The sequence below is a fragment of the Hominiventricola aquisgranensis genome, assembly GCF_040096225.1.
Classification (GTDB): domain Bacteria; phylum Bacillota; class Clostridia; order Lachnospirales; family Lachnospiraceae; genus Hominiventricola; species Hominiventricola aquisgranensis.
On sequence record NZ_JBBMFC010000044.1, the window covers coordinates 1 to 9,987 of the forward strand.

General features: G+C 39.2%; 8 protein-coding genes and 2 pseudogenes. 6 read left to right on the plus strand and 4 right to left on the minus strand.

Going from position 1 to position 9,987, the window contains the following annotated elements; translation table 11 throughout:
- Positions 1-123: 123 nt before the first annotated feature.
- The 4 genes from WMO62_RS14805 to WMO62_RS14820 all read right to left on the minus strand — a co-directional run bounded on the left by WMO62_RS14805 (position 124) and on the right by WMO62_RS14820 (position 5,312).
- Positions 124-894 (minus strand): HAD-IIB family hydrolase, encoded by a 771-nt coding sequence (locus WMO62_RS14805; protein ID WP_349145155.1) that lies wholly within the window; start codon positions 892-894, stop codon positions 124-126.
- Between the two features lie 10 nt (positions 895-904).
- Positions 905-1,462, minus strand: coding sequence for a UTRA domain-containing protein (locus tag WMO62_RS14810; protein ID WP_435390506.1), 558 nt, complete (start codon positions 1,460-1,462; stop codon positions 905-907).
- 65 nt (positions 1,463-1,527) lie between these two features.
- Positions 1,528-3,267, minus strand: a complete 1,740-nt coding sequence (locus WMO62_RS14815; RefSeq protein ID WP_349145156.1) for a hydantoinase B/oxoprolinase family protein — start codon at positions 3,265-3,267, stop codon at positions 1,528-1,530.
- Complete coding sequence (locus WMO62_RS14820) at positions 3,267-5,312, minus strand: hydantoinase/oxoprolinase family protein (RefSeq protein ID WP_349145157.1); 2,046 nt, start codon at positions 5,310-5,312, stop codon at positions 3,267-3,269. Before WMO62_RS14820 ends, WMO62_RS14815 begins: the two co-directional genes overlap by 1 nt.
- A gap of 225 nt (positions 5,313-5,537) precedes the next feature.
- Between WMO62_RS14820 and WMO62_RS14825 the strand changes: the two genes are divergently transcribed.
- The 6 genes and pseudogenes from WMO62_RS14825 to WMO62_RS14850 all read left to right on the plus strand — a co-directional run.
- Complete coding sequence (locus WMO62_RS14825) at positions 5,538-6,614, plus strand: M24 family metallopeptidase (protein WP_118440713.1); 1,077 nt, start codon at positions 5,538-5,540, stop codon at positions 6,612-6,614.
- Positions 6,615-6,628: 14 nt separating this feature from the next.
- Positions 6,629-7,210 carry a peptidylprolyl isomerase gene (locus tag WMO62_RS14830; RefSeq protein WP_117500130.1) on the plus strand — a complete coding sequence of 194 codons (582 nt, stop codon included), beginning with the start codon at positions 6,629-6,631 and terminating at the stop codon, positions 7,208-7,210.
- A 343-nt stretch (positions 7,211-7,553) separates the two neighbouring features.
- Positions 7,554-7,691, plus strand: a pseudogene (locus WMO62_RS14835) (linear amide C-N hydrolase); the annotation flags it as partial.
- Between the two features lie 45 nt (positions 7,692-7,736).
- On the plus strand, positions 7,737-9,296 hold the full coding sequence (cls, locus tag WMO62_RS14840; RefSeq protein WP_349145158.1) for a cardiolipin synthase: 1,560 nt from the start codon (positions 7,737-7,739) through the stop codon (positions 9,294-9,296).
- 204 nt (positions 9,297-9,500) lie between these two features.
- Positions 9,501-9,674: pseudogene (locus WMO62_RS14845) on the plus strand (phospholipase D family protein); the annotation flags it as partial.
- An 8-nt stretch (positions 9,675-9,682) separates the two neighbouring features.
- A partial coding sequence (locus WMO62_RS14850) for a response regulator transcription factor (protein ID WP_147356729.1) occupies positions 9,683-9,987 on the plus strand: 305 nt, incomplete at its 3' end.

The window sequence follows — 9,987 nt, forward strand, 5'->3', positions numbered from 1 at the left end:
TACAGGTTTCTTTTGTCTTGCCATAATAAAAGGCCCTCCTATGATTCTATTTTATCATAGAAGAACCTTCTAAATACCGTCACATAGATTGTTGAAATATATGGTTTAAAATATGTTACTTTATTATGAGATTTTTAATATTTTATCAATTAACTCTGACACAGATTTGACACAGCCTTCTGCATATTGCTTTACAGTAGCTGGAGAATGATGGAATGTATAACCATGCTTTGTTGCCCTTAACATATCAATGTCATTTTCAGCATCACCAATGGCGTAGACTTGTTCATGCATGAATCCAAGTTTCTGACAAAGGATGTTCATGGCGTTCCCTTTTGAACAGTCTCTCCACGCCATGTCAACATCCTGGATATTTACAAAAGCTCTCACCTCCTGGTGATCTGACTTTTCCAGCCAGTCTGCAAAAGCTTTTGCAGATTTATTGTCTTTGAAATGGAATGACATTCCATAAAGTTTTTCCGTTTTTAATAAATCAATACTGCTAATAGGTGTTATTGGCAGGCTGTACTGCTTTTTTTGATTGCATGAAAATACGTTGTCTTTCGTATGAACTGTTAATGGTATATCCGATGCATATTCGTTTATTATTTTTTTGATTGCTGTAAATGATACAGGTTCTTCATGCAGTATTTGTTGATGACTATCCGCGATAATACTCCCTGTACCGGCAATCATGTAATCAGGCAAAAGATATCCTTCCAACGGAGCAACTATCCATGGCAATGCTCTGCCGGAGTTAATTACGATCAGATTTCCTCTTTGCTGGAATTCCTTTATTGCATCTAAATCTGATTCCTTAAAATATGTTTTTCCATTATCAGAGAACAATATTGTTCCATCCATGTCTGTAAATAAAATATTTTTCTGTTTCATATTTTTCCTGCTAAATTGATCGTCTTGTTGCATTATCCTGGAAGCTAAAGTAATCAGGGCGATGGCGTGACTGGGTATATTCAAACATAACACCATCACTATTGTAAGTATGAGAGGTGACAACAGCCATACAGTTATAGTCTCCAAGATCCAAATATTTTTCATCAATTTCAGTCATCTTTTCTACGGTCATGATACGTTTACTTGTGACAATGGAAACTCCAAGAGTATTTTCCAGATAATCGTAAATCGACTTTTCTGCAATCTCTATAGTTAGATCTTTAGCAACGCTTTTCAAAAAATAATTATGGTTTAGAATAAGTGCTTTCCCATCTAAGTAATGAAGTCTCTGCAGATAATAAATCTCATCGCCAATATTAAAACCGGTTTTTGCAGCAATTCTTTTGTCTACTACCAATTCTGCAAAGTAAATTACTTTGGTTTTGGCTTTCTGGTTATTTCTCTTTGCAGATTCCGTAAACGTTTCAATTGAGCCGATGGTAAATGAGGTCTGTAATACGGGCTGGAAGATAATTCGTACCCCTTTCCCCTGCATCGTCTGAAACAAGAAGTGCCGCAAAATTCCTTATCTCAGTGATTTTGCGGCATCTACTTTATACATTGAATATGATATTATTTTTCAGCTTTCTGACGTTCTTCTGTCAATCCAAGCACTTTGAATGTTTCAGGATCAACCAAAACACCATAGTCAGCCTTGGCCTGTTCCACAGTGATATATTCATTCTTAACATCCATAGCTACTTTTTCAGCAGGACGCTTAAACGGATTACCATATCCACCACCAGTTGCTGTAACCATACGCACAACATCATTGGTATTCATAACACGGCGTGCTGCAATTCCCATTGGTTCGCCTACGGTTCCATCTGCATCAATAAACTGGAAATAATTTACAGAACCGTCTTTTCCACCAGCTGCACCCCATACCGGCCATTTATTTCGACCAAAAGATGCTGTAAAGGTCTGATTCTCATTCATAGAACGGTATACACGAACCGCACCACTTCCGCCACGGTATTCTCCTGCACCTGCCCCATCAGTATGCAGACTGTGCTCATCTACACGAATTCCATAACGAGTCTCAGCCATCTCTACCGGCACATTATAAGTTTCTCCATCGCCAACACAGAAAAGTCCTACCTGACCATCATGGCCTTTGCAAGCTCCCCATCCGCCAACAGTTGGCTCAATAATCAGATAATCATTTCCAAAGTCCTGATGTTTTCCGGCCATCAATACGGTACATACAGAAAGTAAATGTCCTGCACCAAGAGATTCCGGGAAAACCGGTGCAAGTGCTTTCCATACCAAGTCAATAACGTAAATCATGCTTTCATAATAACAGGAGGTTGCTGCCGGACGATTCGCTTTCAATACACTGCCAGGTTCACAGATTGTCCGCAGCGGTGCAAATACACCATCATTTACGGCCAACTCTGGTCCTACCACAGACATAAAGACTACTTTTACACCCGCATATGCTGCCGTTGCTCCGGAATTCACGCATCCTACTACCTGCGGATCGCTACCCGTGAAATCAGCAATAAATTCATCATCGGTAATGGTAACTTTTACCTGTAAATGAACTGGATTGCCATGTCCATCGTTGTCCATGTATTCATCCATTTCCCATGTGCCTTTTGGCATCTCAGCTAGACGGCGGCGGGCTACTTTTTCGCCCTGGGATACCAGACGTTCCATAGATCCTTTTACAACGTCTGCCCCATATTTATCGCATAATTCACAAATACGTTTTTCACCTGTACGAAGCGAGGATATCTGACCCCACATATCTCCCTGTGAGATCTGCGGATAACGCATATTGCTGCGCATCAGATCCCATACAGGTTCCACCAGTTCTCCGCGATCCACCAGTTTTGTACCAGAGAAACACATACCTTCCTGATAAAGGTTTGTTGCATCAGTCGTAAAGGATCCTGGTGCCATGCCTCCGATATCACTCCAATGAGCTTTGTTACCAGCAAAAGCAATCAGTTCGTCATGATAGAATATAGGCATTACCATTCCAACATCGGACATATGGGTTCCTCCGCCCATAAACGGATCGTTGATAATATATACATCACCCGGATGAAGATTTTCCTTTCCATGTTTCTCCACAACTGCACAAATCATGGGTGAAATCATACCGATAAATCCGGTAACACCATTTCCCTGGGTAAGCAGTCGACCTTCAGCATCTGCAATACCGCTGGCATAATCCAGTGTTTCATAAATAATCGGGCTCATGGAAGTCTGTGCAAATGCATAGAAAATTTCGTTACTTACTGCAATCAAAGAGTCTTTTACAATATCCAGTGTGACCGGATTAATCTTTTCTTTCTCAGCCATTATTCCACCTCCATTTCTACGATCAGGTTACCGTATTCATCTACACTTAAGCTTTGTCCCGGGCAAACTACAGTTGCGGTAGTAGGCTCTTCTACAACCAATGGACCCTGTGCTTTTGCACCGAATCCAAGCTTGCTCCGATCATAGATTGGTGTATCCAGCCAGCCATCACCGTTAAAGAATACAGGACGTGTTTCCTTCAATGCGCTGGAAATATCATCTTTTTGAGGTGCAATCTTCTGTAATGCAGGTTTGTTCAACTGACCATATGCCACAAGATGAAGATTTACAATCTCTGCCGGTGTATCTGGCAATGAGAAGGTATAGAAATGCTCATGTGTTTTGTGGAAACGATTCATGATTTCAGCACGATCTTCCTCCTTCCATGGATAAGCCGGAGCCTGTACCTGTACCGTATGTTCCTGTCCCGCATAACGCATATCTGCAATAAAAGTAAATACAGCCTGATCTTCCTTAAGTCCCTCAGATGCCAGTATCTTATGTGACTCATCAATCTGTGATTTCCACATCGCATTCAGTTCATCCATAGAAGTATTCTGGAATGAAAGAATCTTTGTCTGAATAAAGTCATGACGAATATCACTCATCAGCATACCCCATGCTGAAAATACAGAAGCTGCTACCGGAATAATGACCTTACGAATATTCAGTTCTTTGGCGAGTGTCGGTCCATGCATCGGGCCTCCTCCTCCAAATGCAACCATCGCAAAATCACGAGGGTCATATCCACGCCGTACAGAAATCAGCTTTAACGCATTATTCATATTAGAATCTGCCACACGAATAATGCTCTCTGCTGATTCTTCCGCAGAAATATTAAAATGTTTTCCGACTTTTTCCACCAAAGCATTCTTCACATTGTCAAGAGAGACTTCCATGTCGAAATTCTTCGCAGAAAGACGTCCTGCAATCAGATTGGCATCTGTGGTGGTGGGTTCTGTTCCGTTCTTTCCATAAGCAACAGGTCCCGGAAGCGCACCTGCACTCTTTGGTCCAACTTTCAGAGATCCTCCTTCATCAATCCATGCGATGGATCCTCCACCATTTCCAATCTCTACAATATCGACAACAGGTGCCATGATCGGATAGCCTGCATGTCTTTCGTCTTTTTCGATATAGTAAGAAGTAGTTACTTTTACTGCTCCCTGATCGATCAGAGAACATTTCGCTGTTGTTCCACCCACATCAAATGCGATAATATTCGGTTCGCCAATGATTTTTCCAAGAATAGAAGAACCAAACACACCGGCTACAGGACCTGATTCTACAATATTAACAGGAGTCAGTTTTGCCTGTTCAAATGTTGTAGTTCCGCCATTACTCTGCATGATGTAACGGTTTTCCGGCATTCCGGCATCTGTAAGTCTCTGTCCCAGACGATTCAGATAAGAGGATGCCACCGGCATAACGTATGCATTCAGAACAGCTGTTGAGGTTCTTTCATATTCACGCCATTCTCTCGTGATATCAACAGACGGGCATACATATACTTCCGGCCATAATTCTTTGATTTTTTCAACTGTTTTACGTTCATGTTCTTCATTTGCATAAGAATTGATGTAGCAGACAGCAATAGCCTCCACCTGTTCCTTTTTCAGATATTCCACTGCCGTGCGAATATCTTCTTCACTTAATGGTGTCAGAATTTCACCTTTATAGCTGATACGTTCTGTCACTTCACGGCGTAAATAACGCGGAACAAACGGTGTTGGTTTTTCAAATACCATGTTAAACAAATCCGGACGATTACCTCTCGCCAGTTCCAGAATATCCCGGAAACCCTTTGTTGTGATCAAGGCTGTTTTTGCACCTTTTCTTTCTGTCAGTGCATTAATGATCGTTGTGGTTCCATGGAAAAAAGCCTCAATGCTTTTCATATCTACACCACTTTTTTTCAGAACGTCCATAACACCCTGATCAAAATTCGGCGGTGTGGTATGTGCCTTTTCCAGAATCAGCGATCCATTTTCATCAATCGCTACCAGATCAGTAAAGGTGCCGCCAATGTCAGTTGCAACTTTCATATTAGGTTCCTCCTCGTATGTTATTGTCAAATGTACAAAATCCACTACTGCAATTCTTTCCATTCTTGCGTATCAGTGTATCATATATACTTTACCAAAGCAATCTGTTATGGTAATAAAGTTCAGAATATCTATTGAGTCTATATAGATTTGGAAAAAGAAATGTGTTACTATGAAGCAAAACAGACAATAAATGATATCTTCTATTTACAGAAAGGCAAAAAAATGAAACAAAATCGCGTTGAAGCTGTATTGAAAAATATGGAATCCCTGAATCTGTCACAGATTCTGATTACAGACCCACTAGCTATTTTTTATCTGACAGGACGCATGATAAAACCATTTGAACGATTTTATGCACTCTACTTAAATCAAAATGGAAACCATAAAATTTTTATCAATCAGCTAGAAACGGTACCTGAAGATCTTGGTGTGGAAAAAGTACGTTTTACTGACTCTGATTCCTATATGGATCTTGTAATAAAAACAACTGATCATACGGAACCGCTGGGAATTGATAAAAATATGCCTGCAAGATTTCTTCTTCCGCTTATCGACCAAAAAGCTGCCTCCGGTTTTGTAAATGCCTCTCTGGCACTTGATCAGGCACGTGCAGTCAAAGATATTCAGGAACAGGAACTTATGCGCAAAGCATCCCACCTTAACGATATGGCTATGGCAGAAATCACACACTTTTTCAAAGAAGGAGTTACCGAAACAGATCTTGCAGAACAATTGAAAAAAATCTACCGTGATCTTGGTGCTGACGGCTTAAGCTTTGAACCTCTGTTTGCATTTGGAAGCAATGCTGCAAGCGGACATCACTGGCCGGATGACACCCGATTAAAACCCGGAGATTGTATTCTGGTCGATATTGGCTGTACATGGGAAGGATATTGTTCTGATATGACCAGAACCTTCTTTTACAAAAACGTAACACAACATCAACAAGAAGTTTATCATACGGTATTAAAAGCAAACGAAGAAGCTGAAAAAGCTGTGACTCCTGGAATTCCTCTTTCTTCTCTGGATCAGATTGCACGTGGAATCATCACAGACAAGGGATATGGTTCTGCTTTTACCCATCGCCTCGGACATTTCATCGGACTTGAAGATCACGAATTTGGAGATGTTTCTTCTGCTTCTGCCGACAGAGCTGTCCCCGGAAATATTTTTTCGATTGAGCCGGGTGTATATCTTGAAAATGATATGGGAGTTCGAGTGGAGGATCTGGTTCTTGTTACAGACCATGGGCATGAGATATTGAATCATTTTTCAAAAGAACTGACAGTGATTGACTAAGAAAGAAGAGCTTTATGAAAAAAAATCCAGTTGCCACAATAACTTTTTCAAACGGCAGTGTTATTCAGATTGAGCTTTACCCTGATATTGCCCCCAATGCAGTTACCAGTTTTATATATCTTGCAAAACAAGGTGTCTATGATCATTACCCAATTGAGAGAATCGTCCCAGGCTGGGTTCTTGATATGAGTTACCATGCTTTTCATAATCCCAAAGCCTGCTATTTCATTCCCAATGATGTAAAATCCGGAAAATATCTGGAAGCTGTTCCAGGTACAATTGGGCTTGGCGGTTATGGCGCACCAGAGATTGCAGGCGGAGAATTTTTCTTTCCACTTGCGGATTGCCCGGCAATCACTGGCGTTTATCCTATTTTCGGAAAAATTGTAAATGGCATGGAAGAGATTCGACGTCTTGAACAATTGGAAACTTATCCTGTTCCATATCCAGGTGAACCGAATGTTAAGATCAACACCCCTGTTTATCCTGTCTTCATCGAACAGATTCAGATTGAAACCTTTGGCGTATCTTACGGAGAACCAACTCGCCTGACTGGCATTGCAAAACCACTTTTCTGGCCTTGTGTCTCTCCTTAAAAATTTAAAAACTGCATTATTAATATAATAACACCACTTTACAACTTTTTTTTTCTGTCCCGACAGCAGATACCTTATTTCTGTTGATATTATCCATACTGACCTTAGAATCCGCACATTCCATCCGGTTTCTATATCAGCATTTTTTATCCGGAATAACGGAGAAATCACTGAATGTATTTTATTATGCATGTTCCTTTGCAAAGATGGAAGTCAGGGCATTCGCAGTCAGATATTTTTTGCCACTTTCGTGAAAAATATCGAAACACATATAAAATCAAATGCTATGACAAAGGCCTTAAAACAGCTGATTCATCAACAAGTCTATCATTTATAAAGTTGTAAACTCATGTATTATTATAATACTTATGAAAATCATCAGATCAGTGCGGTAGATATGCATGCAGAGGATCTGGAAAGTAATAAATTGATTTGTTATCCAGTAATTCAAGGGGAACGAATCAATTATCAAAATAAATAGTATTTTGAATATAGAGCTAACGTAGAAAGAAGAGGTGGAATACATATGAAGCAAGATACCTTAGAAGGAAAAGCAAAAACAAAAAATGGAATAAAACGATTGTGCTTTTCCATAATCTGTATTTTTCTTGAAGTGATTTTTATTATTACTATCGTAACGCGCCTGAATGAATATGCAGAAATCATAAATTTATTTACCAGAATTTTAAGTGGAATCTTAGTTTTGAGATTGTATTCGTCAGATAAGACATCTTCTATGAAAATGCCTTGGGTCATTTTAATTCTGATTTTCCCAATTATGGGTGTAGGCCTGTATTTATTGATTGGCTTGAATGGTGGCACGCATAAAATGCGTGAGCGATATGCAGAAATTGATAGCAAATTGTTACCAATGCTTCCAGACAATCAGGAGTGTTTAAGCAGAATAAAAGAAAAGATTCCGAAAGCAGGAAATATTGCAAGTTACATACAAAGAAATTCGTGGTATCCAATCTATCAGAATACGGATATCAAGTATTTTGATGAAGCAGTGAAGGGATTAGAGGCACAGCTTGAAGAACTTGCGAAAGCACAAAAGTTTATCTTCATGGAATATCATGCGATAGAAGATGCTGAAGCTTGGCATAAGATTCAAGATGTTCTGGAAGAGAGAGTAAAAGCCGGTGTGGAAGTCAGGGTATTCTATGATGATATGGGGTCTATAGGTTTTATTAACACAGATTTTGTAAAAAAGATGGAGAGTATAGGAATTCATTGTCGTGTATTCAATCCATTTGTGCCAGGCTTAAATCTATTTTTGAACAATCGTGATCACAGAAAAATAACAGTAATTGATGGAAAAGTTGGATTTACAGGTGGATATAATCTTGCAAATGAATATTTTAATTATACGCATCCGTATGGGCAGTGGAAAGATACCGGTATTCGTTTAGAAGGAGATGCTGTTCAGTCGCTTACAGTGACATTTTTAGAAATGTGGAATGCTGTTAGTGAAAAAGCTACGAATGATACTGATTTTAGTAAATACATTATTCATTACGATTATAAAGCACAGCAAACAGGTTTTGTTCAGCCTTATGCAGACAGTCCTATGGATAATGAGCAGGTCGGAGAAGAAGTTTATATCAGTATGATAAATAAGGCCGAAAATTACTGTTGGTTTATGACACCATATCTAATTATAACAGACGAAATGACACATGCGTTATGTCTGGCTGCTAAGCGAGGGGTAGACGTAAGAATTATCACACCAGGAATTCCTGATAAAAAATTCATTTATAATATAACTCGCTCTTTTTATCATGGATTGGTTAAACATGGAGTGCGAGTTTATGAATGGACACCAGGATTTTGCCATGCGAAAATGAGTATAGTGGATGACTGTATGGCAACCTGTGGAACAATCAATCTGGATTATAGAAGCTTATATCATCATTTTGAAAACGGCTGTTTTATGGCAGATTGTCAGGCAGTTGTGGAAATTAAAAATGATCTGATAAGAACGATGGGAGAATGTCGTGATGTAACAGATCAATATTGTACTGGGCGCAGTGCATATTTGCGACTGGGACAATTATTTATGAGATTATTTGCTGGATTGTTATAAGAATTTAGTGAAACGACCTTTCAAAAAATAGTTGATTTTGAGAGGTCGTTTTTGTTATGTCTGATTGCCGGTACAGGAAATTTACATGGATAAAATTAATTCTGTTGAGGTAAAATTGAGGTTGACTTTGTATTGTATAGACATAAGATGAAAAAAAGAAAGGTGATGTGCGATGGGAAAACGTAAGATATGTAAAATTGTTTTTGTTATGATATGATGTATAATACATGGAAAGAGATTGCGGAGAGAGTTCCGGATTTTTCTATCATGACCAATTCGGTTGCCAACAATGGAAATCCGTTTGGTTCTGCTGATTATGCGAGAAACAGAAACAGAATTTTAAATACAGGAATTGATATCTGTTCCGATAAAGGAGGAAGAAGATCGTGTTTCAAATATTAATTGTAGAAGATGATAAAGAATTAAGCCAGCTATTCCAAAAAGTGCTTGAGAAGAATGGATATCAGGTCAAAAGTGCATCGGATGGAGCACTGGCATTAGAAATATTGGATAAAGAGTATATTGATCTGATCATTTCCGATATTATGATGCCGGTTATGGATGGTTATGAACTGGTGTCGGAACTCCGTTCAGCAGGATATCAGATACCGGTACTTATGATCACTGCGAAAGGTTCCTTTGATGATATGCGCCAGGGATTTCTTTCGGGAAGTGACGATTATATGGTAAA